Annotated in this window: 25 protein-coding genes, 1 other RNA gene and 1 pseudogene; 10 read left to right on the top strand and 17 right to left on the bottom strand. The window is 36.2% G+C overall.

Annotation, left to right across the window (positions count from 1 at the left end):
* The first annotated feature begins 155 nt into the window (after nucleotides 1-155).
* Both I8T81_RS07970 and I8T81_RS07965 read left to right on the top strand, forming a co-directional pair.
* The gene (locus I8T81_RS07970) at nucleotides 156-2,249 is read left to right on the top strand and encodes an EAL domain-containing protein (protein ID WP_198072540.1); all 2,094 of its coding nucleotides are present in this window, start codon (nucleotides 156-158) and stop codon (nucleotides 2,247-2,249) included.
* Nucleotides 2,250-2,394: 145 nt separating this feature from the next.
* Nucleotides 2,395-2,838 (top strand): universal stress protein, encoded by a 444-nt coding sequence (locus tag I8T81_RS07965; protein ID WP_002050707.1) that lies wholly within the window; start codon nucleotides 2,395-2,397, stop codon nucleotides 2,836-2,838.
* A gap of 55 nt (nucleotides 2,839-2,893) precedes the next feature.
* Here the strand turns inward: I8T81_RS07965 and I8T81_RS07960 are convergent, their stop codons facing one another.
* Nucleotides 2,894-4,336 (bottom strand): glucose/sorbosone family PQQ-dependent dehydrogenase, encoded by a 1,443-nt coding sequence (locus tag I8T81_RS07960; RefSeq protein WP_198072539.1) that lies wholly within the window; start codon nucleotides 4,334-4,336, stop codon nucleotides 2,894-2,896.
* Between the two features lie 368 nt (nucleotides 4,337-4,704).
* Here I8T81_RS07960 and I8T81_RS07950 point away from each other — a divergent pair.
* Nucleotides 4,705-5,270: pseudogene (locus tag I8T81_RS07950) on the top strand (STAS domain-containing protein); the annotation flags it as partial.
* 25 nt (nucleotides 5,271-5,295) lie between these two features.
* On the opposite strand, the gene I8T81_RS18895 reads toward I8T81_RS07950, so the two are convergent.
* The 4 genes from I8T81_RS18895 to kynU form a co-directional block, all read right to left on the bottom strand.
* Nucleotides 5,296-5,412 (bottom strand): hypothetical protein, encoded by a 117-nt coding sequence (locus I8T81_RS18895; RefSeq protein ID WP_077163328.1) that lies wholly within the window; start codon nucleotides 5,410-5,412, stop codon nucleotides 5,296-5,298.
* A 778-nt stretch (nucleotides 5,413-6,190) separates the two neighbouring features.
* The gene (locus I8T81_RS07945; protein ID WP_198072538.1) at nucleotides 6,191-6,934 is read right to left on the bottom strand and encodes an alpha/beta hydrolase; all 744 of its coding nucleotides are present in this window, start codon (nucleotides 6,932-6,934) and stop codon (nucleotides 6,191-6,193) included.
* Between the two features lie 7 nt (nucleotides 6,935-6,941).
* The gene (locus tag I8T81_RS07940) at nucleotides 6,942-8,348 is read right to left on the bottom strand and encodes an amino acid permease (protein WP_068933709.1); all 1,407 of its coding nucleotides are present in this window, start codon (nucleotides 8,346-8,348) and stop codon (nucleotides 6,942-6,944) included.
* Nucleotides 8,349-8,388: 40 nt separating this feature from the next.
* Complete coding sequence (gene kynU / locus I8T81_RS07935; RefSeq protein ID WP_198072537.1) at nucleotides 8,389-9,639, bottom strand: kynureninase; 1,251 nt, start codon at nucleotides 9,637-9,639, stop codon at nucleotides 8,389-8,391.
* A 146-nt stretch (nucleotides 9,640-9,785) separates the two neighbouring features.
* Here kynU and gigD point away from each other — a divergent pair, with 146 nt between their 5' ends.
* Complete coding sequence (gene gigD, locus I8T81_RS07930; protein ID WP_004701228.1) at nucleotides 9,786-10,235, top strand: Lrp/AsnC family transcriptional regulator GigD; 450 nt, start codon at nucleotides 9,786-9,788, stop codon at nucleotides 10,233-10,235.
* Between the two features lie 42 nt (nucleotides 10,236-10,277).
* On the top strand, nucleotides 10,278-10,802 hold the full coding sequence (locus I8T81_RS07925; protein WP_019458744.1) for a GNAT family N-acetyltransferase: 525 nt from the start codon (nucleotides 10,278-10,280) through the stop codon (nucleotides 10,800-10,802).
* A gap of 63 nt (nucleotides 10,803-10,865) precedes the next feature.
* Here I8T81_RS07925 and I8T81_RS07920 read toward each other — a convergent pair whose 3' ends face one another.
* Nucleotides 10,866-11,156, bottom strand: coding sequence for a hypothetical protein (locus I8T81_RS07920; RefSeq protein WP_004701224.1), 291 nt, complete (start codon nucleotides 11,154-11,156; stop codon nucleotides 10,866-10,868).
* A gap of 416 nt (nucleotides 11,157-11,572) precedes the next feature.
* On the opposite strand from I8T81_RS07920, the gene I8T81_RS07915 reads away from it, so the two are divergent.
* The 4 genes from I8T81_RS07915 (at nucleotide 11,573) to I8T81_RS07900 (ending at nucleotide 14,417) form a co-directional block, all read left to right on the top strand.
* Nucleotides 11,573-12,259 (top strand): HAD-IA family hydrolase, encoded by a 687-nt coding sequence (locus I8T81_RS07915; protein WP_004701221.1) that lies wholly within the window; start codon nucleotides 11,573-11,575, stop codon nucleotides 12,257-12,259.
* Nucleotides 12,243-12,683 (top strand): RNA-binding S4 domain-containing protein, encoded by a 441-nt coding sequence (locus I8T81_RS07910; RefSeq protein ID WP_004701218.1) that lies wholly within the window; start codon nucleotides 12,243-12,245, stop codon nucleotides 12,681-12,683. Before I8T81_RS07915 ends, I8T81_RS07910 begins: the two co-directional genes overlap by 17 nt.
* Before the next feature lie 145 nt (nucleotides 12,684-12,828).
* Nucleotides 12,829-13,881, top strand: coding sequence for a recombinase RecA (gene recA, locus I8T81_RS07905; protein ID WP_198072536.1), 1,053 nt, complete (start codon nucleotides 12,829-12,831; stop codon nucleotides 13,879-13,881).
* A 53-nt stretch (nucleotides 13,882-13,934) separates the two neighbouring features.
* Nucleotides 13,935-14,417, top strand: coding sequence for a regulatory protein RecX (locus I8T81_RS07900; RefSeq protein ID WP_198072535.1), 483 nt, complete (start codon nucleotides 13,935-13,937; stop codon nucleotides 14,415-14,417).
* Between the two features lie 14 nt (nucleotides 14,418-14,431).
* On the opposite strand, the gene ffs is transcribed toward I8T81_RS07900, so the two are convergent.
* An RNA gene (gene ffs / locus I8T81_RS07895) (signal recognition particle sRNA small type) lies at nucleotides 14,432-14,528 on the bottom strand.
* A 316-nt stretch (nucleotides 14,529-14,844) separates the two neighbouring features.
* Here ffs and I8T81_RS07890 point away from each other — a divergent pair.
* Entirely contained in the window at nucleotides 14,845-15,735 is an 891-nt protein-coding gene (locus tag I8T81_RS07890) for a YbgF trimerization domain-containing protein (protein WP_191011751.1), read from the top strand.
* Nucleotides 15,736-15,789: 54 nt separating this feature from the next.
* Here the strand turns inward: I8T81_RS07890 and lpxA are convergent, their stop codons facing one another.
* The 10 genes from lpxA to frr are packed head-to-tail and all read right to left on the bottom strand — an operon-like array spanning nucleotide 15,790 to nucleotide 25,924.
* Nucleotides 15,790-16,578 carry an acyl-ACP--UDP-N-acetylglucosamine O-acyltransferase gene (gene lpxA, locus I8T81_RS07885; protein WP_019458740.1) on the bottom strand — a complete coding sequence of 263 codons (789 nt, stop codon included), beginning with the start codon at nucleotides 16,576-16,578 and terminating at the stop codon, nucleotides 15,790-15,792.
* Nucleotides 16,575-17,060, bottom strand: a complete 486-nt coding sequence (gene fabZ / locus I8T81_RS07880) for a 3-hydroxyacyl-ACP dehydratase FabZ (RefSeq protein ID WP_000140523.1) — start codon at nucleotides 17,058-17,060, stop codon at nucleotides 16,575-16,577. Before fabZ ends, lpxA begins: the two co-directional genes overlap by 4 nt.
* Before the next feature lie 6 nt (nucleotides 17,061-17,066).
* Nucleotides 17,067-18,137, bottom strand: a complete 1,071-nt coding sequence (gene lpxD, locus I8T81_RS07875; RefSeq protein ID WP_191010019.1) for a UDP-3-O-(3-hydroxymyristoyl)glucosamine N-acyltransferase — start codon at nucleotides 18,135-18,137, stop codon at nucleotides 17,067-17,069.
* A gap of 4 nt (nucleotides 18,138-18,141) precedes the next feature.
* Nucleotides 18,142-18,645: an OmpH family outer membrane protein gene (locus I8T81_RS07870; RefSeq protein ID WP_086496798.1), complete on the bottom strand. Its 504-nt coding sequence runs from the start codon at nucleotides 18,643-18,645 to the stop codon at nucleotides 18,142-18,144.
* Between the two features lie 41 nt (nucleotides 18,646-18,686).
* Entirely contained in the window at nucleotides 18,687-21,197 is a 2,511-nt protein-coding gene (gene bamA / locus I8T81_RS07865) for an outer membrane protein assembly factor BamA (protein ID WP_406935403.1), read from the bottom strand.
* Between the two features lie 37 nt (nucleotides 21,198-21,234).
* Complete coding sequence (rseP, locus tag I8T81_RS07860) at nucleotides 21,235-22,590, bottom strand: RIP metalloprotease RseP (RefSeq protein ID WP_198072533.1); 1,356 nt, start codon at nucleotides 22,588-22,590, stop codon at nucleotides 21,235-21,237.
* Nucleotide 22,591: 1 nt separating this feature from the next.
* Nucleotides 22,592-23,788 (bottom strand): 1-deoxy-D-xylulose-5-phosphate reductoisomerase, encoded by a 1,197-nt coding sequence (gene ispC, locus I8T81_RS07855; RefSeq protein ID WP_151741333.1) that lies wholly within the window; start codon nucleotides 23,786-23,788, stop codon nucleotides 22,592-22,594.
* Nucleotides 23,789-24,613, bottom strand: coding sequence for a phosphatidate cytidylyltransferase (locus I8T81_RS07850; RefSeq protein WP_004701199.1), 825 nt, complete (start codon nucleotides 24,611-24,613; stop codon nucleotides 23,789-23,791).
* Complete coding sequence (gene uppS / locus I8T81_RS07845; protein ID WP_198072532.1) at nucleotides 24,613-25,365, bottom strand: polyprenyl diphosphate synthase; 753 nt, start codon at nucleotides 25,363-25,365, stop codon at nucleotides 24,613-24,615. The genes I8T81_RS07850 and uppS overlap by 1 nt, the downstream gene beginning before the upstream one ends.
* A gap of 4 nt (nucleotides 25,366-25,369) precedes the next feature.
* Nucleotides 25,370-25,924, bottom strand: coding sequence for a ribosome recycling factor (gene frr, locus I8T81_RS07840; protein WP_004701195.1), 555 nt, complete (start codon nucleotides 25,922-25,924; stop codon nucleotides 25,370-25,372).
* Nucleotides 25,925-25,936: the final 12 nt, after the last annotated feature.

Below are 25,936 nucleotides of genomic sequence, written 5' to 3'. Positions count from 1 at the left end.
CATACATGAGTAATTACAATTATATTTTAGAAAAATATTTATTTGAGCTCAAAAAAACACCAAATGTCGAGTTTTTATAGCTTTTGTGCTGACGACACAACTATTACAATACAGTTTATAAATAGTTTAATTCTTCAGCAATTTTTAGGCATGTTATGACTTCAATGTCGAACACTACCCAAAAGCATTTTATTGTTGAGCAGATTCCTCTACCGACATGGGTTAGTGATGAAAAAGGCTTAATTTTATATTGCAATACGGAGTGTACAAAATACTGGCACGATACTTCTCCCCCATTATCTCAACAATGGCTAGATTTCGTGTACCCTGCCGATTTAGAAGAAGTTAAAAACAAATGGTTAGATGCTATAAGACTCCAATCAAGAATCGAATTTAAATGTCGTCTTTTACATAAAAGCCATGACTATCGATGGTGTAAGCTTTCAATTCAATTGTCAAAATATCATGAATCTTTGCCTGAAAATGAATGGTTTATTAGTTTTTTAGATATTGATCAAGACATTCAAGAACAACAAAACTTACGTAAAGATATTGATATACAAAATCAAATGCTTGATATCAGTGTCGATTGTATTAAAGTTTTAAATACAGATGGCACAGTCTCTCATATGAATAAATCAGGATGCGTTGCTCTAGGCGTGCCTGAAAATGAAAAAAAATTTGGAATGCCATGGTTAGACCTTTTACCACCTCATATACGTAAACGTGGAAGAGTTGCTTTAAAAAAAGCCTTACAAGGTAAAGTAGCTCGATTCGCTGGCATGAGTTCTTTACCCAATCAGGATCCTGAACATTGGGACAATATACTTACTCCAATTCAACATACAAACGGCGAAATTATTCAAATATTGTGTGTTTCTCGGAACGTTACTCAGCAACATCTTACTGAAAACCGATTAAGAGATATTAGTGAGCGTGATGAACTTACCGGATTATTTAACCGACGTTCATTTAAACTACAATTAAAGCGCACATTAACTTACTCAAGAGAAACTCAAACCAGCGTAGGGTTACTTTTAATTGATTTAGATCATTTCAAGCACATTAATGACACCATAGGTCATAGTGCTGGTGACCACTTACTAAAAATTCTATCGAAACGTTTTAATCAGTGCGTAGAACATGAACGATGTATTGTTGCTAGATTAGGTGGAGATGAATTTGCGGTCATTATTAGTCATTTAAAAGATGAAGATGATATTCAAGGTATCGCTGAAGTATTACTCCAACAACTCAATCACCCTATTACATATGCTGGCAATGTGCTCAACGGCGGAATGAGTATCGGCTGTGCCATTTACCCGCAAGATGCTGTTGATCAGTCGAGTTTATTAAGCTGTGCAGACATGGCATTACATGACTTAAAAGCTCGAGGTCGTGGTGGTATACGTATGTATAACCCCAGTATGATGCAATTAACCGAAGCAATCGCATCTCAGCTTAACATTGCTAGGCAGCTTATTCGTCACCATACCATCCAACCTTACTATCAACCCAAAGTTGATTTAAAAACTCATGCTGTCCTAGGATTTGAAGCATTATTACGTTGGCACACAACATCAGCTCAAACAGGTTTGCCTTCACAAATTGCTGAAGCTTTTAAAGACTATGATTTAGCCAGTAAGATCGGTGAAATTATGCAGCATCAAGTTTTGCATGATATGGCTAAATGGATAAAATTAGGTTTTCAGCCACTTCCTGTATCTCTAAATGCAGCGCCAGTTGAATTTTTAAGAGACAATTACGCTGAACGCCTATTAAAAAAGATTTATCAGTTTGAAGTTCCTACACATTTAATTGAAATAGAAGTTACTGAGCATATGCTTGGTGATCGTGGTTCTGAATATGTTATTCGTGCACTCAATAAACTAAAACAACATGGGGTACGCATTGCTTTAGATGATTTCGGAACAGGATCTTCTTCTCTAACACATATACGAGACTATCCAATTGATTGCCTAAAAGTCGATTGTAGCTTTATACAAAAGATGCAAAATGACCCATCAATTTATGCAATCGTCCAAGCAATTGGCTTACTTGCACCCAATCTTTCCCTTAGGCTAATAGCAGAAGGTATTGAAACACCTGAACAACAAGAGTTACTGCTCCAGTTCGGATATAACATTGGACAAGGTTTCTTATTTGAACAAGCTATTGATGCGAATCAGGTTATATCTATTCTTAAACAAGGTCAGGCTTATATAGAAAGCCACTATTCTATGAATTAGTCTGAATATTCAAAAGAAGTCGCTCGCTTTACACACTAAAAACACACAATAAAAACCATAAAATTGGCGATAATATAATCATAACGATAACTAATTTTTAGTTCTTCAACAATAAATATTGTCACAAGGCAATAAGGAGCAATATATGAGTTATCACCATATTTTAGTTCCAGTCGACGGTTCTCCTACTTCACTTATTGCGGTTAATCATGCTGCAAGTCTTGCAAAAGCATTTAACAGTAAAGTTACTTTAGTATATGCGCTCACTATTGATCCTTTTATTTCAGTTGAAATCATCGATAGTACAGAAATCGCGCAAGATTACTTTAATAAAGCGAGAGCTTCGATTCAGGGCATTTTAGATCAAGCTAAAGAGCAATTTAGTCAACACGGAATTTCTGTTGAAACAAAGATTGTTGAAGGTCAAACAATTCACACAGAAATTATCAAAGCAGCAACTGAGCTAAAAGCTGATTTATTAGTGATTGGTTCTCATGGGCGAAAAGGTTTTAAAAAGTTCTTCTTAGGAAGTGTGACTCAAGCACTGTTAGGAGAAATCCATGTACCAGTATTGGTCGTAACTGAATAAATAAATCTAAACTTGTATAAAAAACCCAGCTATAGAGCTGGGTTTTTTACATAAATTACTTTCCGTTATACGTAAATTTAATAAGAGAACCAGGATTCTCTAAAGTATGCGTTACAGAACCATCGTCTTTTTGCACATTCCCTGCTGTATCGGTCAGTACATATAAAACATTGCCCTCTGGACTTGCAATCACGTCACGATAGCGGTTATTGCTTTTAAACATCGGGATAGCATCATCCAAAGTCGCACTATATGTCGGATCTAGCTTAATACGGAAAATTACCCCACGTTTTAAAGATGGTACCAATAATGTATTTTCCCATCCCGGAATCGCCTTTTTGCCTCCCGTATATACATATGCCGATGACGGTGCAACCGTTGGCCAGCAGACATAAGTCATATCACCACAAGTTGGATCATTGTAGTTATAGGTATCTTGTACGGTATATAACGTTTTTAAAGGTGCTACAAAGTTTTTCCCAGTCCATTCAGACTCTTTAGTCACTGGAACGCCTTCGGCTACTTTTACTCCATTTTGACCCAAATCTTTAATTTGTGATTTATTAGTCGCAGCCGAATAGTTGGCATAGGCATAGCCACTATCGTCTTTATAACCAGCTACATTTGGCCAACCATAGTTCCCACCTTTTAAAATGAGATTAATTTCATCATCAGAATTTGGGCCTTGCTCAGACTGTAAAAGCTTTCCGTTTGGAGCAAATGCCAAACCTTGTGGATTACGATGCCCTAAAGTATAGATATGACTAACTACCCCATTAAAGCTTGGGTTATCTTTAGGAATACTTCCATCAAGATTTAAACGTAATACCTTGCCCATATAGGTATGGTAGTCTTTGCTATTCAGCTCTTGCTGAGTTGGGGTATGCTGCGCCTGATTTGGTAAAAACAAATAAGCCAACTGGTTACGACCTTGGTCACCAATTGTATAATAGATTTTTTGGTCGGGGCCAATAACAAGACGACCAGACTGGTGATCTTTCGATGATGGTAAACCTGCAATCAAATCGATAGGTTTTTCAAATGTATCTGTTATTTTATTATAGGTATACCTACGGATAATCGTTTGGTTTGGTAGTTCTTTATCTTTAGATTTTGGATTTTTAAAAGTACCCGAAATATAGATATAAGGGTTATGTTTAAAATCAGGATGAAAGGCAAAGCCTAATAAACCATTTTGTCCATCTGCATCATTCACAATTTCAGGAACCTGAAACACTGTTTTTGCACTACCAGACTCAGGATTGACTCTTATAATCTTTCCCGTTGCTCGTTCAGTTAACCAAATCTGATTGTCTGGCCCCCATAACAAAGCATGCGGTTTATTTAAGTTAGACAAAATAACTTTTTTATCAAAATTTTCTGTTCTTGCTTTAGCAAATTGTGCCGGGGTAAGAGGAATATCAGCAAACGCTGTATTGAATGCAAATATCTGGGCAGCACTCACTAAAGCAATTTTAGTCAATAAATGTTTATTCATATGTCCACCTTATAAATTTTCAAAATTTACGAGAATTTTTAAACTTTTAGCAAAAGTTTGGTACATGCTCTCTATATGATTTGTATTATGATGAATAGCACATTTATTAAAATCCAAATTTATGAAAGGCTCTGTTGCATAAAAGTAGCTATTAAAAAAAGCTCAACATCTTTATAAACTTCTTTTAAGTTAAACAACTTAAATTTATTCTTATCTCTTTTATTAATTTTTAGATCTTATGCTATTCCTCAAACACTTTTAAATGCTTCAAACTCTATATCCATGATGCTTACGCCACCTTAAGTTTACATCCTCTTATTTCTTGTAAATAACTCATCACCGTTTAGTGATGTCGTGTAGTTACGTGTGAAGGGATTGCTAATATTGCCTCAGGTTTTTTGGGTGGTATGGCCGGCTGTGCCATGATTGGTCAATCAATGATTAATGTAAAATCGGGTGGCCGCACACGTTTATCTACTTTCTGCTGTGGAGTTCACTAACACAATTTCAAAACAATCCTAAAAGCAGTAATGTTGTTATGATTGCTACAGTTATCGTGGTAGTTGCCACTCATAACTTAGCGTTAGGCGTATTGACGGGCGTATTACTTTCAGCACTTTTCTGAGCAAATAAACTTGAAAATGATATTCGTATAGAAACCTCCTTAGAAGGTGAAGCTCGTCTGTATAAGTTAAGTGGTCAAATATTTTTTAGTTCATCTGAAAAACTTATGCAAAGCTTTAACTTTAAAGAAGATATTAAAGAAGCCATTATTGACCTTACCCATTCTCATATTTGGGATGTGACTTCAGTTGCTATGCTAGATTCTGTAGTAAATAAATTTCAAAAGAACAATATTAAAGTAACTGTTCGCGGTCTAAATGAAGCGAGCTCAATTATGATAGATAAATATGGTACTCATGCAAAAATTTAAGAAAAGTCCTTCAGGACCTTTCTTTTTACGTTTGAGGAGCAATTATATAAAAATATAAAAGCATACTTATTAAAACAACTAGCATAACAGTCAAATAAGTACCAACTGTATTAAAACTTTTTAGAAACTTCAAAATATCCATAAAATCATAGAAACAATCAAACTTTTAAAAATTATTTAAAAATTCAATCAAATTATCAACCATAAGAATTTTACAATTTATTCAACTACAAATTTTTCGTATCAGAAATGTATAAATATATTAATTATTGATTTAGTTCTTAATAAAAAATACCCCCATATTAAAAAAATATGAGGGTATTAAAAAATAAATAACTTTACAGACGCAGTATATGCTTGAACTACTATAATCGCTTAAAGATGTATTTTCAATACCTCTTTGATAAATTTAGTGACTTATGACTATAAGTATGAGCAAATTTGATGATTTTATGTACTAAAATATTTTTCAAAAGAAAGTTTAAAAATAAAAAAGTCCGTATCTTGGGAAGCTACGGACTATAAAACTCATCTAAGCAACAGCTAAACAATTTGTCGATTAGAGAGAAAACACTATCTTTTTAATCTAATCGAGATATTAGTTTAGGTCAACTCTAAAGCATATATATCAATAAAAAAGTTAATTAAATGTGAAAAAGTTCACAGTTCAATCCACATATAATAAACAATGAATATATATTATTAAAATTTAAATAAATATATATAATCTAGCTCCAGGTTCAAGTAATTGATTTACCACATAAGGTCTAACAATCACTTAAAATCGTCTATACACTTAAATTAACAATTGAGATGGAGGTATTCTCTTTTATAGAGCAAGGATAAGTTTTTGATTTTTAAAATCTATAATTTATCCAATTTAATTCCCGAAGTTTTCTATTTCGCATTTTTCGATTTTATTAAAATATATACTTAAAGTAATAATCTAAAATAGAATAATGATTAACTTCTGAAATAATATCTAATGACATAAGATGCTGATTTTGTTTGCACTTATGATCAAAATAGTTTTGGCTTTGCCATTTCAACTCACTTAGCTCCAACTCTCCACACAAAAGCGTACAAGGAATATCAATATTCTCTTCCCAATAAATAGGGCTATATTTTAAAATATCGTCTTGTGATAACTTTAATGCATGGTTTAAATGAGTCGCTTGTATAGGTGTTAAATCATATATTCCACTTAATAAAGCCACCTCAGATAACAAAGGGTGGCTTAAACATAATGCTCCGAGATGCGCCCCTGCTGAATGGCCCACTAATAAAACCTCATCCGTTTTCCAATTCTGCTGTGCAATAAAATCTAGGGCTTTTTGAGTCTGAGCCACAATTTGCGAAATATGGCTTTGAGGAGCCAAGTCATATTCTACAAGTACACACTGCGCTCCTTTTGCCAAAATATACGGTGCTATAAAGGCAAAGTCCGATTTATCACACCACTGCCAATAACCTCCGTGTATAAAAATCACGGTTTTATTGGCATGTTCTAAAGGGAAAAAATCCATCGTTGATCGGTTCTGTGAACCATACTTAATATCTTTTACGTGATGATAGGCCTGATAACTTAGCAAGCTTCTATATTGAAAGCTTGCTAATATTTCACCTTCATTTGTTACCGTTGTAGCATTGTCATATTGTCTCATATCGCGATTACTTCAATGTCTCTTCAGTAGACTTAAGACTTACTTTTAAGGTTGAACGTTTTAAGTAGAAGCAAAATATCAGAACAAGCACCAAAGGTACGCCAAACTGTAAAGTAGACTTAAACTCATTCGTAAACCAAGTAGTTACTGTAATACTCAAAATCGCAATAAAACCAAATAGTGAGATGAATCGACTAGCAGGAATTTTAAATTTCAGCTCGATGCTTTGTTGAGCCATATGTTTTCTAAAAAACATATGTGTTACAAAGATGCTGCCCCACGTGAACAATGCACCAAACATCGATAGCGCAATCATGATTGGAAACGCAGAAGCCGGATTAATCGTATAAACAATACTAGCAATACCAATCCCCACCGCTGATAACAACAGTGCATTTACCGGTACACCGTTGCTACTGATTCGGCCAAAAACTTTTGGTGCATCACCTGCACGGGATAAGCTAAACAACATACGAGTTGAAATATAAAGCATGCTATTCATTGCAGATAAGGCAGCTACAATTACAATAAAATTTAAAATGCTATCGGCATATGGAATACCAACAATCCTCATGACCATAACAAAAGGACTTGTTGCATCCGCTCCAATCAAAACCGTCCATGGCACCAAAGTAACGATGAGAAATAAGGACAATAAATAGAATAAAATGAGTCGGAGTGCTGTGCTTTTAAATGCCTTTTTTACTGCTTTTTCAGGGTCTTTTGCTTCACCAGCTGCGACGGCGATCATTTCTATACTTAAATAACTAAATATTGAAATAATGACACCAATCCATACCCCACTAAATCCATTGGGGAAAAAGCCTCCATGCCCTGACAAATTAGTCACAACTTGCTTCATTCCCTGATTGCTTTGAGTCAAGATACCAATAGCCAAAAGAATAAACACGATAATGGCAAAAACTTTGATTGTGGAAAACCAGTACTCAACTAGTCCGAAGGCTTTAACACTATAGGCATTTACAACAAGTAAAGTTAGTGAAAAAAATCCAATCCAGACCCAAGAGCCTACATTGGGGAACCAAAGCTTCATATAGTCAGCTACAGCGGTAATCTCGGTACCTACAGCCAGTACAATACAAGCCCAATAACAGTAGCGAACTAAAAAGCCAGCAAGTGGACTCATATAATGTTCTGCATACGCCCCAAATGAGCCCGAAGTAGGATGCTGAACCGTCATTTCAGCCAAGCAAGCCATAAGTGCAAATGCAATTAAACCACCAATCGCATAGCTGACGATGACTGCGGGACCTGCAAAGCTAATTGCAAATTTGCTTCCCATAAATAATCCGGTTCCAATTGCTCCACCAATGGCAATCATACCCATCTGTTTTGCAGATAACTTTTTATGCAGCCCAGCTTCTCTATTTTGTATTTCATCAAAACTACTCATAGGCCCTCCTAGCCATTTGTTTTATTTTGATTCCTTAAAATCAGGTCACTTCACCGCGAACTAAATAGCGCTTGTTTTTCCATTCACTATTCAACATAGTTTCTTTTAAGTGCTGTACTGCATTCCAAATATCTTCAAATCCTAAGTACAAAGGTGTAACGCCAAATCGCAACACCGCAGGTTCCCTATAATCACCAATCACACCACGTGCAATAAGCGCTTGAATAATTTCATAACCGAATTCATGGCGATAACTAACGTGACTACCACGATATTTATGTTCTAAAGGCGTAATTAACTCAAAACCAAATTCAGAGCATTCTTGCTGTACCAATTGAATAAATAAATCAGTTAATTTCAGAGATTTCTCACGGATTTTTTGCATATCGGCATGTAGGAAAATATCTACGCCGCATTCAATAAGACTCATAGAGATAATGGGCTGTGTTCCACATAAATAGCGACGAATGCTATTAGCAGGCTCATAATGCTGTGCCATATCAAATGGTTTCTTGTGACTCCACCAGCCAGATAAAGGTTGCCAAAACTGATCACGGTGCTTTTCATTGACCCACAACATTGCTGGAGAACCAGGACCACCATTTAAATATTTGTAGGTACACCCAATCGCAAAATCACTGCCGCTTTGGTTTAGGTCCATTGGAACAGCACCAACGGAGTGACATAAATCCCAAATCACCAAAGCTTCTTTAGAGTGAATCTGCTCATTAATAGATGCCATATCGTAGAAATACCCAGTACGGTAATTCACGTGAGAAAGTACCACTACAGCAACATCTTTCTCTAACGCTCGAGCTAAGTCTTCTACACCATCAATCAATTCAACTTGATAGCCCTTTTGAATTAAATCAATGAAACCTTCAATAATATAAATATCTGTTGGAAAAGCATCTTTTTCCGCAACGATGATTTTACGTTCAGGATTTTTTTCAGCCTGAATTTTTACCGCTGCTGATAAAACTTTAAATAAGTTCAGTGTAGTTGAATCTGAAATAACAACTTCGCCTTGCTCAGCACCAATCAATGTGGCTACCTTATCTCCCAGTCTAGTAGGTAGCCCCCACCAATCAGCCTTATTCCAGCTATTGATCAAATCTTCTCCCCATTCTTGGGAAATAATGTGCTGGGCGACAGCCAAAGATTTCTTTGGTCTAGCACCTAAAGAGTTACCATCTAAATAAATGACACCTTCTGGCAATGCAAATTCATCTTTAAATTTTTTGAGTTCATCTTCCTGATCCCAATATAAACACTGTTCACGAGTAATCATTTGGTATTGCACCTATTTCAACATTTCCTTTGTATTTGAATTTTATCACGCCAATTCTTGCGATTTATTCGATAATATTTGATAAAAAATGACTAATTTCGTATAAAATTCTAATTAAAATTAAAAAATATGGATGGAATTCGAAAATGAATGTCGATGCAATCGATCTAAAAATTTTGAAGTATTTACAAGATAATGCCCGCTTAAGTAACCAAGAACTTGCTGATCTAGTCAATCTCTCAGCATCTGCTTGTCACCGACGTGTCAAGATTTTAGAAACCAACGGGATCATTGAAAAATATCAAGCGAAAGTTAACTACGAAAAATTAGGTATAAAAATTGAGGCCATAGTTGAAATTAAACTTGCTCAACTCACTGAAAATGATCACCAGTTTTTTTTAAGCCAGATCAAGAATTTTGATGAAGTTATTAATGCTTATATCATTACAGGCGAATCTAATTATGTCCTGCATGTCGCCACTAAAGATCTAGATTCTTTTTCTCACTTTGTTATTAATACACTCAATAAAATTAAAGGAGTGGTAAGCATTAATTCTAAGATTATCTTACAGAAAATTATACAAAAGCCACTGTAGACTATATGGTTAAATTAAAATTATATTTAAACAGCTTTTACTATGATCGAAACCGAACGTTTAATCTTAAGACAATGGAAAGAAACTGATGCTGCCCCCTTTATCGAAATGGGATTGGATAAAGATGTTATGCGTTTTTTTCCAAAGCTTTTATCTGCTACTGAAAGTATAAATTTAATTCAAAGAGCATCGGCGCTTATTGATGAAAAAGATTGGGGATTTTGGGCTGTAGAATTAAAAGAAAGCCACGACTTTATTGGTTTTATTGGCCTACACGACCAACCAGAACAATTTGATTTTTCCCCTTGCATTGAAATTGGCTGGAGGATTGCTACAAAATACTGGAAAAAAGGTTATGCCACAGAAGGAGCAAAAGCAGCATTAGACTATGCTTTCAATGTGCTTAATAAAGATAAAGTGGTTTCTTTTACAGCAACAGTGAATAAGCCTTCTCAAGCTGTAATGGAAAGACTAGGAATGCGTAAAGTTAAACACTTCAATCATCCCAAGCTTCCAGATGGGCACGCACTTCAAGAACACGTTCTTTATGAAATATACAATCCTTAATTTGAGTTATGAGTATATTAAATAGTGATATGATCAAAGATTACTAATAAATTTAAACCAGAGCTATTCATCAAAGTCATAACCTACCGAAGTTGAATGCTCCCAATACTCATTAATTTTATCTGCAATAGCTTCTTTGTCCATTGTAGTTAAAACATAGAAAAGTTTTGCCTCTTTGTTTTTTCTCAAAATTAATAAATTGTAATAGTCATATTCAGGACCATTTAGTCCTAGTGATGGTTCTTGACAGTGCTTTTCAGCCTTGTAATGCCATTCAAGTTTATAAGTATCAATGCCATTTGCGGCATTGATAACTATGCCATCATTGGCTCCTCCAATAAATCCAATTTTCATTGCCTACTCTAAATTATTATTCGGATAATTTTTAATATAACTTTAAACATGCACAGTTCAATTTATAAAATGTTCGTCAATACGTACACTATGTAAATCAAAATAGTGCGATTACTACTTTTATAGACATAAGAGTACTATTGATAGATTCCCATCATTTAAAGTTCCATTTATTATTTTGAATAAATTGATCAGAATTGCGATCACTCAATTTTCATTAGACTCTCCATCTAAAAAATAACAATCAAGTCCTTGGCAGCATTTGAATTTATCACTTTTAACAATCATTATTAATCAGCCTCGATAGACCTCTAAATGATGAAATAATAACAAATCAATCCGTTTTTATAGGCTTTAATGCTTATAATCTTAGCCTAACTTTCTTCCTTGTCTATTCAAATTGGAGTCCTTAAAACATGGCTAAAATAGTGCTTTTCGATATGGACGGAACTTTGTTAGATTTGGCTTTTGACGACTTTATCTGGAACGAATGTCTACCTGTACGGCATTCTCAGACGCATCAACTCTCTTTAACAAAAAGCCAAGAAATATTGACTCAGTTTTATCTTAGTAATAAGCACACTCTTTCATGGTACTCCTCAAATTATTGGACGAAAACTACTGGAGTAGATGTTTTAAATCTTCAGAAAGAATTTCAACACAAAATTAAAACGCGATCAGGATGTATGGAGCTACTTAATGCTCTAAAAGAACAAGGTTATCAATGTTGGTTAGTGACCAATGCAGACTGCGCAAGTTTACAATTAAAACTTGATAACATCCCTATTCAAGATTTTTTTGATGTGATTGTATCTAGTGAACAAATGGGTTATGCGAAGGAAGATCTTCAGTTTTGGCAAGAATTACAACGCTTGCATTATTTTGAACCAAAAACCACTATTTTTTTAGACGATACTCTTCAAGTTTTAAAAACTGCAGAAAAATTTGGTATAAGACACTTGTTTACTATATTACAGCCCTCAACTCTTAAGAGTAAAAGACAGCCACAAGATTTAGAGTATAAAGCTCTAGATCAGCTTACAGAGCTACTGTCTGTTTTGAATCAAACTGATAGAAAGGATAATGATGTCAAAATTGCATGAAAACGATGCTGTAGACACGATGCGTGTCGACAAATGGTTATGGGCAGCACGTTTTTTTAAGACTCGTTCTATTGCTAAAGCTGCAATTGAAGGTGGTAAAGTACATCACAATAATGAGCGTGTAAAAGTTTCTAAAGAAATTCGTGTTGGAATGGAACTTGTTGTTCAACAAGGTTTTGAAAAAAAGACAGTTGTTGTCAAAGCACTTTCCAACACCCGAGGACCAGCTCCAGTTGCGCAGCAACTTTATGAAGAAACTGAAGTAAGTATTGCGAGACGGGAGTTGATTGCGTCCCAACGAAAATTGCATAATCTAGCTCGACCTGACCATAGACCAAGTAAGAAAGATCGGCGACAAATCAATCGGTTTAAACAGGATAACGATCAACATTATGAAGACCATTGGTCTTATGATGATGAATAGAAACGTCGAGTTATGTCGCACTCACATATATAAGATATAGAAGCTAAAGAAAAAATCTGTCACTATTAGCCCTGTGAAACAAGTTGAGATTCAATGCATCCACTTGGGTTAAACGTGATGAACATAGAGTATTGAGGTTTTTGAGATGGATGAGAATAAAAGCAAAGCATTACAAGCCGCTTTGAGTCAAATTGAAAAACAATTTGGCAAAAATACGGTTATGCGTCTCGGTGATAACACTGTTCAAGCAGTTGAAGCCGTATCTACAGGTTCTTTAACTTTAGACATCGCATTGGGGATTGGTGGTTTACCAAAAGGCCGTATTATCGAAATTTATGGTCCTGAATCTTCTGGTAAAACCACAATGACATTGCAAGCAATCGCCCAATGTCAAAAGTCTGGTGGTACATGTGCCTTCATCGATGCCGAGCATGCCCTAGATCCTCAATATGCACGTAAACTTGGTGTAGATATTGACAACCTACTTGTTTCACAACCTGATAATGGTGAACAAGCACTTGAAATCGCCGATATGCTTGTCCGTTCAGGCGCAATTGATTTAATCGTTGTGGACTCGGTAGCTGCCCTTACACCTAAAGCAGAGATCGAAGGTGAGATGGGTGATTCTCACATGGGTCTACAAGCTCGTCTTATGAGCCAAGCGCTTCGTAAAATTACGGGTAACGCTAAACGTTCAAACTGTATGGTTATCTTCATTAACCAAATTCGTATGAAAATTGGTGTTATGTTTGGTAGCCCAGAAACTACAACGGGTGGTAACGCTCTTAAGTTCTATGCGTCAGTTCGTTTAGATATTCGTCGTATCGGTCAAGTAAAAGAAGGCGACGAAATCGTTGGTTCAGAAACTAAAGTTAAAGTCGTTAAAAACAAAATGGCTCCTCCATTTAGAGAAGCTATTTTCCAAATCCTATACGGCAAAGGCACTAACCAACTTGGTGAACTTGTAGATTTGGCAGTTCAACAAGATATCGTTCAAAAAGCTGGTGCATGGTATTCATATCAAGGTAATAAAATTGGCCAAGGTAAGAATAACGTGATTCGTTATTTTGAAGAAAATAAGCAAATCGCTGAAGAGATTGAACGCAATATTCGAGAGCAATTGCTGACCACAGGTACAAATGGCGCAGCACAAGTTGAAGATGACGAAGAAGAGCCAGATCTATTATTAGAATCTTAATTATAGATGAGTCATAAAACGCCCTTCGGGGCGTTTTTTACAAGGAAACCTATATGTTCAAAAGAAACGACGAGCAATCTCAACAGCGTCACCCACTTACTGGCCAGCGTTTACGATCATATGCTTTTGCTTTACTTACTCGCCGAGACTACTCTAAAGCAGAACTGATTGAGAAATTAGCCCGTTATGCACAAAATATAGAAGAAGTGAAACAACTCGTTGAAGAGTTATCTGAGCAAAACTATCAAAGCGACCAACGTGTTGCAGAGCAAATGCTTGCAAGTCAGATTCGTAAAGGTAAAGGTCCAAAACGCATTCAACAAGCTTTAAAAACCAAACAGATTGAGAACGATTTAATCGCTGATGAAATTCACGAAATTGATTGGGTAGAGCAAGCTTATCAGCTTAAAGTTAAGAAATTTGGAGAAGTTGTTGAAAAGGATCCAAAGCTTAAAGCAAAACAAATTAGATTCTTACAGTATAGAGGGTTTGATTTAGATGTAATTTTAAAAGCAATCCAAAGAAAATTGGATTAAAAGAAAGGTGGCAACCCCACTAGCAAAACTTCGGCACATCATAGATCTGCTACCGTTGCTACCTTCCGGTCCTGGCGGGGTTCACAGAGTACAATTGCGAAGCCACCAGCGGGGCTACCATTGCAAAACAAAGTATAGAGATTTTTAAAAGAGATGCAACCCTTCTATCCCATTTTCGGCAAGTTTCTGTTTCGATTGATTAATTCATCAACAATAATCGCTTAAAATTTGAATATGTAATTTTATGAGCTTAAGTTCCTTTTTCATTTTGCATAAAATATGCTTGAAGATTGTAAACTATCCTTGCATTTAAACTGTTAACTGTTTTAATTGCATTGATCAATGAAAAACCTTAGATATTTAGTGAATTGATTTTTATATTCCGGTGTTCAAGGTGGCTTTTATATAAAATTATGGATTTATACACATGCAAATGAAGAAGCATTCTTTATTATTTATTGCCTTAATGAGTACCACTTCTCTATACGCAAATATTCCTATCGAGTCTCGTGGTTTAAGTCAAAATGATGGTAGTGCATCTAATACTTCTTCAAGCAATATTTCAGTTCCCACCAATTTAAACTGGGAGTTGATGCAAAAAAATCAACAATTAGAGAATGATATCCGCACATTAAGAGGTCAATTAGAAGAACAAGCAAATGATATTGAGCAACTAAAGAAAGATCTAGCCAACCGCTATACAGACCTAGATCAACGTTTAGAGCTACTACATCAAAAAGTTGACCCAGACAGTGCGACCCAAGATGATAGCTCAAATACGACTGCCGATAGTAGCGCCACTACAAATACATCAGCACCTTCTTCTCAGCCTACAGATGGCAACAAAGTAGTTGCAGCTCCGCCTACTCCAACCACCTCTGAACAACAACCTAGCGCACCAGTAACAAACGCTCAACCACCCACTGCTGCTCAAAACCAGTCAAATCCACTTGAATTAGAAAAAGCCGCTTATACAGTAGCTTTAGATGCTTACAAACAGGGCGGAGCGAAAAAAGCTATTGCCCCAATGCAAAACTTTATTAAAAACCACCCTAATAGTATTTATACAGGTAATGCTTACTTTTGGTTAGCTGAATTTCATTTAGCCACAGACCCTGTGAACTACAATGAAGCGAAGAAAAACTATAATATTGTTGCGAATCAATATCCAAACTCTAGTAAAGCTCCTCGAGCATTGTATCAACTGTATAGTATTGCAAAGGATGTCGATAAGAATACTGCATCAGCAAACCAATATAAGAACAAATTACTTACGCAATATCCTAAATCTGAAGAAGTTAAATTCTTTAAAAAATAATTTAGAAATAAAAAAAGACACTGTTAAACAGTGTCTTTTTTTATTTCTTATTAATTAGCGTACAATTCCACGCTCTGATTGCTCAATAGAATCAATTAATAATTGAGCTTCTGGAACAGAAGGCAAAATTTCACTTTTAATTTGTTCAACAGCTTGAACAGAGGTTAGTCCAGACTTAAATATCAATTTATAAGCTTCTCTTAAACCCTGAATTGTATTTTTAGACCAACCTTTTCTTCGCATACCTTCAGTATTTATACCAAAAGCATGAGCAGGATTACCAGAAGCCATCACATAGGCAGGTACATCTTTTAAAATTAATGAAGCACCACCAATCATACTGTAAGAATCAATCTTGCAGAATTGATGAATTCCAGAATTCCCGCCCACAATTACGTGATCACCAATATGTACATGCCCAGCGACACCGACATTATTAGCAAAAATATTATGGTCACCTACGATACAGTCATGTGCAATATGCGTGTTTACCATCAATAGATTATGGCTACCTATTTTGGTTAATGCATTATCCTGCACTGTGCCTCTATGTAAGCTGCAATGTTCGCGAATTAAATTATAGTTACCAATTTCAAGCCAAGTTTCTTCACCTTTATATTTGAGGTCTTGGCAAACTTCACCAACACTTGCAAATTGAAAGATTTCATTATTTTGGCCTATTCTGGTAAAACCACCTACTACCACATGAGAATGTAATTTAGTACCAGCACCAATAGTCACTTGAGGACCAATAACACAATAAGGTCCTATTTGAACATCTGCAGCAATTACTGCAGATGGATCAATAATGGCGGTAGAATGGATTAAATCGTGATTGCTCATGCCTGCTCTGTTTTTTGGTGTGAAATCATAATCTCAGCGGTTGCTGCTACAATGCCATCAACGCTAGCTGTACAATTATATTTGTAAATGCCGCGCTTTTGCATTACCAACTCAGATTTTAATACAAGTTGGTCACCTGCAACTACTTGTTTTTTAAATCTAACTCTTTCAGCACCAGCAAACAGGAACAAAGAACCTGGTTTTGGTGTTTCATTGTTCATAATAAAGCCAAGAACACCTGAAACTTGAGCAAGTGCTTCAACAATTAGAACACCAGGCATAATTGGATATTCTGGGAAATGTCCTTGTAAGAACTCTTCATTGATAGAAACATTTTTATAACCAACAATACTATTGTCAGTAACTTCAGTCACACGATCAACCAACAAGAATGGATAACGATGCGGCAAATATTGACGAATCGTTTGAATCTGCATTGGTAATTCAGGGATGGCAAATTTAGGGGTAGTTGACTCGGTCATAATATTCTATTTACGCAAATTAAAAGTTGATTCAAGAGACTCTATTTGAGCTTGTATATGATCAAGTCGTTTAGTGATTTGGGTCAATGGCACATCTGCTAATTGTCGCAAGCGTACAACAGTCTTTTTCCAATGACTATTTTCAAATAATCCAATTCCCGATGAATAAGTTCCTGCAACGGAAATATTTTTTGTGACCATTGACATTGCAGTAAAAGTCACATTATCGGTAATTGAAAGGTGACCTGATACTCCACATGCTCCACCTAGAATACAGTTTTTGCCAATTTTTGTACTTCCAGCAATACCGCACTTGGCTGCAATAGCAGTATTTGAACCAATATGAACGTTATGTGCAATTTGCACAAGGTTATCAATAATTACTCCATCTTCCAAAATTGTATTATCAAGTGCACCTCTATCAATACTACAATTTGATCCAATTCGAACATCATTTCCAATTAAGACCGAACCTAGCTGAGCAATACGATGCCACTTACCTTGATATGGCGCAAAGCCAAAGCCCTCACCTCCAATCACAGTACTCGAGTGTACACGCACACGATCTTGTAATTTAGAGCTACCTGTAATGGTGACATGAGAATCGATAAAACAATCTTTTCCAACTTCTACATAATCATCAAGTTTAGTATGTGACTCAATGATCGTATTATCGCCTACTACACAATTTTCACCGATCACCACATAGTGACCAATATATGCCGTTTCCGAAATAATAGCAGATGGATGAATTTGAGCAGTGCTTTCTATCCCCGTTAGGGAAACCTTTTTATCAAACACATGTGTAAGGATTGCAAATGCAAGGTAAGGATTTTCAACAATAATGAAATTATCTTTTTCTGGAAGAAGTTCTTTTAAAGTAGCTGTAACAATGAAGGCACCAGCATTACTCATTTTGGCTTGCTCAAGATATTTCTCACCATTTATAAAAGTAATATGGTTTGAATTAGCTTTTTCTAAACTTGCCAAATTCGAAAGTTGAAGACTACCTTCACCAATTAGCTCACCTTGAACCAGATGAGCTAATTCATCTAAACGATATTGTTGCACTTTCATTAATTTATTTCATTGAATTAACCTTTTGAATCATTTTATCAGTTAAATCATACTTAGGGTCATAGGCAACAGTTGAATTTTTATTCAAAACAAAGTCAAGATTATTTTCTTTTCGTAACTGTTCAGCAGCTTGCTTAACTCTTGTTTCAAACGTTGTATTCATACTTTGTAAGCTAGTTTGAACTCTAGATTGTAAGCCTTGCTGTGTAGAGTTAAATTCATTTAATTTCGATTGATACTGAGATTGCAATTTCTTAATATCATCTTCTTTCATTTTTTGGCCTTGAGTTTGGGCCTGACGTTGAAGTCCCTCTAACTCTTTACCAAGTTGTTCAAGCTTAGTTGTCGTTGGTTTTACTGACTGGTTTAGGCTGGCATTTTGTTGTTTCAAATAAGTACTACTCTCAACAACTTTAGCAAGATCAATTACACCATAACCAGCTGCATTAGCTGCTACAGAAGCTACCGTTAAACCCAACCCTAACATTAATGTATTTAATTTTTTCATATAAATCACTTTCCTTATTTCGTTGTTCAATGAAGTCGTACTTAGAAAGTACGACCAATTTCAAACTGGATTTCTTTAGTTTCATCACCCGGTTTATCATTTAACGGGAATGCATAGCTAAGTGACAGTGGCCCAATCATAGTAATCCAAGTTACACCCACACCCACGCTATAACGTAGATTACCTAAATCGAAGCCATAGTTATCTTCACAATATTTCTTAACATCTGAAATTGACTGACCATTAATGGTCATGCCTTTACTGCCATAAACAGAGTTATTAATATTACACTTAGTATCAAAGACCTGACCACCTTCAGCAAACAGTACAGGACGTACCTGACGAGTCCAATCTCCTTTAAATGGCATAGGTAATGCTAACTCAGTACCAAATTGAAGTAGAGCATTACCACCTACATTTTCAGGTGAAGAATCATTTTGTTTTGTTTCTTGTAAATTTACACTAGCATATTTAGGACCTAAGGTACTGTTATCATAACCACGAACAGAGCCGTAACCACCAGCATAGAAGTTTTTATAGAACGGCAAATCATTACCATAACCAAGCTTACCATAACCACGAAGTACAAAGCCTGAACTACCAATTGGTAAGAAAGCTTGTGTATCATAAGTTACTTTTTGGTAATCAACATCACTACCTGGTAAACCAATTTCGAGGCCTAAACGGTGAGACATACCAGATGTTGGGAAAATCGGTCTATTTAACGTGTTATATGACCAACCTAAGTTTAAGTTATAGGTAAAAAATTCACCATCAAATGCGCTTCCATAAGGATCAGAAGTTTGACCAGTTGGGCAGTTTCCACTCGTGTCGAGATCTACTAAACAATAAGTGCTAGTTGCAGTAGTTTTACCACCATTTGCTAATAAATAATCACGTACATAGGTAGAGACATAAGGACCAGTAGTGACTTTAGTATTATCAACACCAACTGAAGCACTTAAACTTTGGTTTTCATCAATAGGATAACCAAAACTTAAACTACCACCCACACTATCAGTTACATAGTTATTAACGTTATAGTTATCATTTAGCTTAGTTTTACGATAATAAACGTTATAACCACGGCTTACACCATCAATGGTGAAGTATGGGTCAGTGACACTTAAATTATAATAATCTTGAGTTTCTGAACGAGACAAATCAATTGCAACTCGGTTACCAGTACCCATGAAGTTGGTTTGACTAAGTCCTGCTTGGAACGTGATACCACCATTTTGCGAATAACCTACCGCCAATGTTGTGGTACCTGAATGTTGTTCTTCAACATTTACATTCAAATCGACTTGATCAGGTGAGTTTGGAATTCGGGCAGGTTTAATATCAACAGTTTTAAAGAAACCTGTACGCTCCAATCGAACTTTAGACAAGTCAATTTTTTCATTACTTGCCAAAGCGCCTTCCATCTGACGCATTTCACGACGTAATACTTCATCAGAAGTTTTACTATTACCAGTGAAATTAATACGACGTACGGTAACTTGCTGACCTGGATTAACATAATAATTTAGATCAACAACACCAGTTTCATTATTAATTTGCGGAACAATATTTACATCAGCAAAGTAATAACCTGCATTACCATACTTGCGCAAAAGTAATTGCTTAACAGCATTTACCTTTTCTTGAGAATAAGTATCGCCATCTTTATAAATTTTTAAGGCTTGTAATTCTTCAGGCTTATACAGTGCATCACCCAAAAATTTAGTTTGGCCAAATTTAAACTGATTACCTTCCTCAACTGCAACTTCAATAAAGATATGTTTTTTATCTTCACTAATATTAAGCTGAGAGTTATTAATATTGAAATTAATATAACCCTTGTTAAGGTACATAGCACGTAATGCTTCAAGGCTTGCGGCCATTTTTTCACGCGCATAGCGGTCATTACGTGTAACGATTGAAGCCCAGCCGCTTTCTTTAAGAGCAAATGCTTGCTTGATTTCACTGTCTTTAAAAACAGTATTACCAATTACATTGATATCAAAAACTTTTGCTGCCGTTCCTTCGTTGAAATTGATTTTTAATTCAACGCGATTATTTGGTCGCGCAACGGTATCAACAGTAACGCTAGCATCATAACGACCTTGTTGAGTGTATTGCTGCTCTAATTCTGTTTGAATGGTTTGCAAAGCAGATTTCTTAAAAACCTCACCCTCTGCAACACCCATTTTTTTAAGGCCTTGTTCTAACGCCTCTTTAGGAATAAGTTTATTACCCTTAAATTCAAGTTTTGAAATAATAGGGCGTTCAATAACATTAAAAACCAAAGTATCGTTATCTTTTGACGCTTTAATATCATCAAAAAGACCCGTGGCATACAATGTTCGAATTGCTTCGGCGATCATCGGCTCATTAACGCGATCGCCACTGTTGATTGGCAACATGGTATAAACATTTGCAGGAGTAAGACGGACTAAACCGTTTACACGAATATCTCTAACAACGAAATCATCAGCTGCATATGCTTGTTGTACCGCTGCCATAGCGCTAACAAGTGCCAAAGGCATTAAAAAATGTGTGTGCCGCATGCCAGTTTTTTCCAGTAAGTTATAAATCCATACACGTTTACAAACGCATAAAATCATTAAATAAAGCTAAAAGCATCATACTACCGAGCAGTACCATACCAATTTTCAGACCAAACATTTGTATTTGTTCAGAAACAGGCTTTCCTCGAATAGCTTCAATGATGTAATACACTAGATGACCACCATCTAACATTGGAATTGGTAATAAATTTAAAATTCCAAGACTTACACTCATCAATGCCATGAAAGAGATAAAAGTTTGCCATCCCATTTCTGCACTTTGCCCAGCTACTTTTGCAATAGTGATAGGTCCAGAAAGATTTTCTAATCCAATAAGTCCTTTTACCATTTTCACTATTGAGTTCAAAATCATGCTAGAGATCTGGCCAGTTTTATCAAGAGCCATTTCAAAAGCTTGTATTGGAGTATATTGGATTGTTTGCTTATATTCGTCAGGAATTGTAATTTTTCCAGCGTCACTTTTTACACCAAGAACACCATTTACTTGTCCCATGTTATCGCGTTTTCCTTGTGGCATCACTTGCAAATGAACCAACTGTTGATGACGCAACACATCAATATTAAGTAACTTTTCTGGAGAGCGCTGAACAACCTCAACAACATCAAACCAATCTTTCATAGGCTGACCATCAATCGCAACAATACGATCACCCACTTTCATTCCTTGACGAATTGCAGCACCATCTGCTGTTAAATCTGCTACAACAGCAGGAATTACAGGTCGATAAGGTAAGAAGCCTAATACATCGAGTGCAGATTCATTTTGGTTTTTTAAAAAATCTTTTATCGGTAATACAAAATTTTTCTCGGTGCCTGCACGATTTACATCGATATTTACAGTACCGGTTTCACCTACCCGATCAATCAAAGCAAAATTTAACTTTTCCCAAGTTGCTGTTTCTTTGCCATCAACAGCAATAATTTTATCACCTACATGTAACTGAGCAGCTGCAGCTGGCGAGTTTGGTATAATTTTACCGATTTTAGTATTTAATTGTTGTTGCGCTGGCAAAAATAAGACCCAAAAAAGCAATACGGCAAAAATTAAGTTAATTAATGGTCCTGCCGCAACAATAGCTATACGTTTCCATGGTTTTTGACGGTTAAAAGCATATGGTAAATCTTGTTCTGCCACATTGCCTTCTCGCTCGTCTAACATTTTAACGTAGCCACCTAAAGGTAAAGCAGAAAGCTGATATTTAATGCCGGACTTTTTAGAGGTCCATTTGAGTAAAGTTGGACCAAAACCAATTGAATAAACTAAAACTTTAACACCAAGTTTACGAGCAACCCAGTAATGACCAAACTCATGAATTGCAATTAACGGACCAAGTAAAAGAGCCGCTGCTGCAATCATAAAAAGAGCATTCATTTCAGCCTCCAATACTTGATATATATTGTTGAGCTACTGAGCGAGCCATTTTATCTTTATCTAAAATGCACTCAATGCTCTCAGCGGCTGCATTCTCTAAATCTTGCAAAGTATGCTCTACCACTTGCGGAATATGTGTAAATCCAATCCTTTCCTTTAAGAATGCTTCAACAGCAATTTCATTGGCTGCATTCAAAATGGTAGGCGCCAAACCTCCTGCACGCATTGCTTGTCTTGCAAGATTTAGTGCAGGAAATTTTTGGGTATCCGGAGCTTGAAAATTAAGTTGAGAATACTCAAATAAATCTAAAGCAGGAACACTTGTTTGTAAACGCTCAGGCCATGCTAGTGCATGTGCTATTGGCGTACACATATCAGGATTACCCATTTGTGCTAATGTTGAACCATCAACATACTGCACCATAGAGTGAATAATACTTTGTGGGTGAACAACAACTGTAACAAAATGTTCAGATATTGAAAACAAATGACACGCTTCGATTAACTCTAACCCTTTATTCATAAGAGTGGCTGAGTCAACTGAGATTTTTTGCCCCATAGACCAGTTTGGATGTTTACATGCTTGTTGTGGTGTTACATGTTCCAATTGTTCTAGGGAATGATTTAAAAAGGGACCACCAGATGCTGTCAGTAGTATTTTGGATACACCTAATTGCGGTTGCCCAGTTCTCTCAACTTCTAAATAATTATGAGGTAATGATTGAAAAATAGCATTATGTTCTGAATCTACTGGTAATAACAATGCTTGATGATCCAGAGCAGCTTGCATCATGATTTCACCAGACATCACCAATGCTTCTTTATTTGCAAGCAATACTCGTTTACCTGCTTTAACAGCTGCCAAAGTAGGTAAAAGACCTGCAGCACCTACAATTGCAGCCATTACAATATCAACGTCAGCATGTGATGCAATATCAATCAGACCATCTTGCCCAACTAAAATATCAATATCTTGTATGTTTTGTTGCGCAAATAATGTTTTTAATTCAGCTATCTTCAGTTCAGGAACAACAACAACTTTAGGACGAAACTGTTTGCAGATTTCAACAAGTTCAGAAATTCGACTATGTGCCGAAACTGCAAAGACTGAATACTTATCTGGATGCTGACTTAAAATTTTTAAGGTACTTTGTCCAATAGAACCAGTTACACCCAATATGCAAACAGATTGTGTCATCTATAAATCTACACCAATAAGCTTTAATATATACATTCCCGTTGCAAAAATCGGGGCTGCTGCGAGTAAAGAATCAATACGATCCAACACACCACCATGACCAGGCAACACACGGCCAGAGTCTTTAATACCAGCACGACGTTTGATCATTGATTCAAATAAATCACCTAATACTGAACCAAATACTGTAATTAAAGATAAGATCAGGAATAAAAGTTGTTGAACCCAAGTTAGGTTTAAATATTGATATTGCACTACAAGCATGACAATCACTGTAGTTAAAATACCACCATACAATCCTTCTACCGATTTATTTGGACTTACTGTGGGTGCCAACTTTCTTTTACCAAATTTGCGACCTACAAAGTAAGCTCCACTATCTGCGCCCCATACAAGCAAAAACAAATACATCAACCACCATGGTGAGCTTTGCCATACTACAAAGATTGCAGTCACTGCTGCACAGATAAGAATTAAACCAATAATATAGAGAGTCGCGTTATACCAACCATCAAATTCAGGAAAAGACTTAACCCAATATACACTAACGAGCCAAGTTAAAATTGAAGCAGACCATAGCAACAATGCAATGTCATGAAAGAATAAGGCAACACCAGAAACAAAGGCAACAAGTAGACCATAACCCCATGCTTTAGGCTTTACTACCGCACCAGCTTCATGAGGCATTAACTTATACCATTCATACCCCGCAACCGCTGCTGCCACAATCATAAGTACCAACATTGGATAATGTGATTGCGTAGCAAACATACAGCCCAAAACAACTGCAACAAGTACCAATGCGGTAACAATCCGCTCTAACATTATAATTTCTCGATTTTCTCTTGCTGAATTTGTTCAGATGTTCTACCGAAACGACGTTCACGCCCTGAAAATACATTCAGTGCATGATCGAATTCCTCGACTGTAAATTCCGGCCATAAAGTATCCGTAAAATACAGTTCCGCATAAGCTGCTTGCCACAACAAGAAGTTAGATATACGGAAATCTCCACCTGTACGGATCAACAAGTCCACAGCTGGCAGATCGTTTAGACTGACATATTTTCCGAACAAATCAACATTTATTTGATCAGCGTCAATTTCACCACGAGAAACTGTTTGTGCAACCTCTTTAGCTGCATTTGCAATATCCCACATACCACCATAGCTAATAGCAATGGTTAATGTCATGGCGTCATGATGTACTGTTTGTTGCTCTGCATCTTCCATTAAGGCAACTAAATGTAAAGGTAATCGAGAACGATCCCCTATAAAACGCAAAGCAATATTGAATTTTTTCATGCGAGGTATTTGCTCATGAATCGTTTCTTCAAGAAGCTTCATAAGCAGATCGACTTCATATTGTGGTCGATTCCAATTTTCACTCGAAAATGCAAAAACAGTTAAAGCACGGACGCTAGTTTTTATACAATGCTCAACAATAGGATCAAGAATATTTTTACCTTCTCGATGCCCATCGCCTTTTTGCATTTGATTTTTCTTGGCAAAGCGGTTGTTGCCATCCATGATGATGGCAACATGCTGAGGAAGATGATACTCTTCTGATTCGGTCATAAAATTAGACCTTCATCAATTCTGCTTCTTTCGCTGCAAGACGTTTATCCACTTCTGCAACATATTTATCAGTGATTTTCTGAATATCATCACCTGCACGACGCTCATCATCTTCAGAGATTTCTTTCTCTTTCAATAATGCTTTGATATCACCTAAAACATCACGACGAATGTTACGAATAGCAACTTTTGCATTTTCAGCTTCACTGCGTGCAACTTTCTGCATATCACGGCGTGTTTCTTCAGTTAAAGCTGGTAAAGGTACACGGATTGAATCAGCAGTAATAGGGTTTAAACCTAAATCACTTTCACGAATTGCCTTATCAATTGCAGAAACCATTGTACGTTCAAATGGTTGAACGATAAGCGTACGAGAATCTTCAACACCAACGTTCGCCACTTGGTTTAAAGGCACATCAGAACCATAGTAAGGAACCATTACCCCATTTAAAATTGATGGGTGTGCACGGCCGGTACGAACTTTATTAAACCCTTGTTCCAAAGACTCAAGAGTTTTCATCATACGCTGTTCGCTGTCTTTTTTCAGATCGTTAATCATATGATCTTCCTT

Origin of the sequence: Acinetobacter seifertii, assembly GCF_016064815.1 — a bacterium.
Classification (GTDB): Bacteria; Pseudomonadota; Gammaproteobacteria; order Pseudomonadales; family Moraxellaceae; genus Acinetobacter; species Acinetobacter seifertii.
This window is presented reverse-complemented; position numbering and strand designations above follow the sequence as displayed.

Excerpts from the sequence above, each read along its gene's own strand:
- uppS (WP_198072532.1), bottom strand. The coding sequence starts at position 25,365 with ATGACCGAATCAGAAGAGTATCATCTTCCTCAGCATGTTGCCATCATC.
- I8T81_RS07965 (WP_002050707.1), top strand. The coding sequence starts at position 2,395 with ATGAGTTATCACCATATTTTAGTTCCAGTCGACGGTTCTCCTACTTCA.
- I8T81_RS07960 (WP_198072539.1), bottom strand. The coding sequence starts at position 4,336 with ATGAATAAACATTTATTGACTAAAATTGCTTTAGTGAGTGCTGCCCAG.
- fabZ (WP_000140523.1), bottom strand. The coding sequence starts at position 17,060 with ATGACCGAGTCAACTACCCCTAAATTTGCCATCCCTGAATTACCAATG.
- ispC (WP_151741333.1), bottom strand. The coding sequence starts at position 23,788 with ATGACACAATCTGTTTGCATATTGGGTGTAACTGGTTCTATTGGACAA.
- I8T81_RS07945 (WP_198072538.1), bottom strand. The coding sequence starts at position 6,934 with ATGAGACAATATGACAATGCTACAACGGTAACAAATGAAGGTGAAATA.
- I8T81_RS07915 (WP_004701221.1), top strand. The coding sequence starts at position 11,573 with ATGGCTAAAATAGTGCTTTTCGATATGGACGGAACTTTGTTAGATTTG.
- bamA (WP_406935403.1), bottom strand. The coding sequence starts at position 21,197 with ATGCGGCACACACATTTTTTAATGCCTTTGGCACTTGTTAGCGCTATG.
- I8T81_RS07900 (WP_198072535.1), top strand. The coding sequence starts at position 13,935 with ATGTTCAAAAGAAACGACGAGCAATCTCAACAGCGTCACCCACTTACT.
- lpxD (WP_191010019.1), bottom strand. The coding sequence starts at position 18,137 with ATGAAAGTGCAACAATATCGTTTAGATGAATTAGCTCATCTGGTTCAA.
- I8T81_RS07910 (WP_004701218.1), top strand. The coding sequence starts at position 12,243 with ATGTCAAAATTGCATGAAAACGATGCTGTAGACACGATGCGTGTCGAC.
- I8T81_RS07890 (WP_191011751.1), top strand. The coding sequence starts at position 14,845 with ATGCAAATGAAGAAGCATTCTTTATTATTTATTGCCTTAATGAGTACC.
- kynU (WP_198072537.1), bottom strand. The coding sequence starts at position 9,639 with ATGATTACTCGTGAACAGTGTTTATATTGGGATCAGGAAGATGAACTC.
- lpxA (WP_019458740.1), bottom strand. The coding sequence starts at position 16,578 with ATGAGCAATCACGATTTAATCCATTCTACCGCCATTATTGATCCATCT.
- gigD (WP_004701228.1), top strand. The coding sequence starts at position 9,786 with ATGAATGTCGATGCAATCGATCTAAAAATTTTGAAGTATTTACAAGAT.
- I8T81_RS07925 (WP_019458744.1), top strand. The coding sequence starts at position 10,278 with ATGATCGAAACCGAACGTTTAATCTTAAGACAATGGAAAGAAACTGAT.
- I8T81_RS07940 (WP_068933709.1), bottom strand. The coding sequence starts at position 8,348 with ATGAGTAGTTTTGATGAAATACAAAATAGAGAAGCTGGGCTGCATAAA.
- I8T81_RS07920 (WP_004701224.1), bottom strand. The coding sequence starts at position 11,156 with ATGAAAATTGGATTTATTGGAGGAGCCAATGATGGCATAGTTATCAAT.
- rseP (WP_198072533.1), bottom strand. The coding sequence starts at position 22,590 with ATGAATGCTCTTTTTATGATTGCAGCAGCGGCTCTTTTACTTGGTCCG.
- I8T81_RS07870 (WP_086496798.1), bottom strand. The coding sequence starts at position 18,645 with ATGAAAAAATTAAATACATTAATGTTAGGGTTGGGTTTAACGGTAGCT.
- I8T81_RS07850 (WP_004701199.1), bottom strand. The coding sequence starts at position 24,613 with ATGTTAGAGCGGATTGTTACCGCATTGGTACTTGTTGCAGTTGTTTTG.
- recA (WP_198072536.1), top strand. The coding sequence starts at position 12,829 with ATGGATGAGAATAAAAGCAAAGCATTACAAGCCGCTTTGAGTCAAATT.
- frr (WP_004701195.1), bottom strand. The coding sequence starts at position 25,924 with ATGATTAACGATCTGAAAAAAGACAGCGAACAGCGTATGATGAAAACT.
- I8T81_RS07970 (WP_198072540.1), top strand. The coding sequence starts at position 156 with ATGACTTCAATGTCGAACACTACCCAAAAGCATTTTATTGTTGAGCAG.
- I8T81_RS18895 (WP_077163328.1), bottom strand. The coding sequence starts at position 5,412 with ATGGATATTTTGAAGTTTCTAAAAAGTTTTAATACAGTTGGTACTTAT.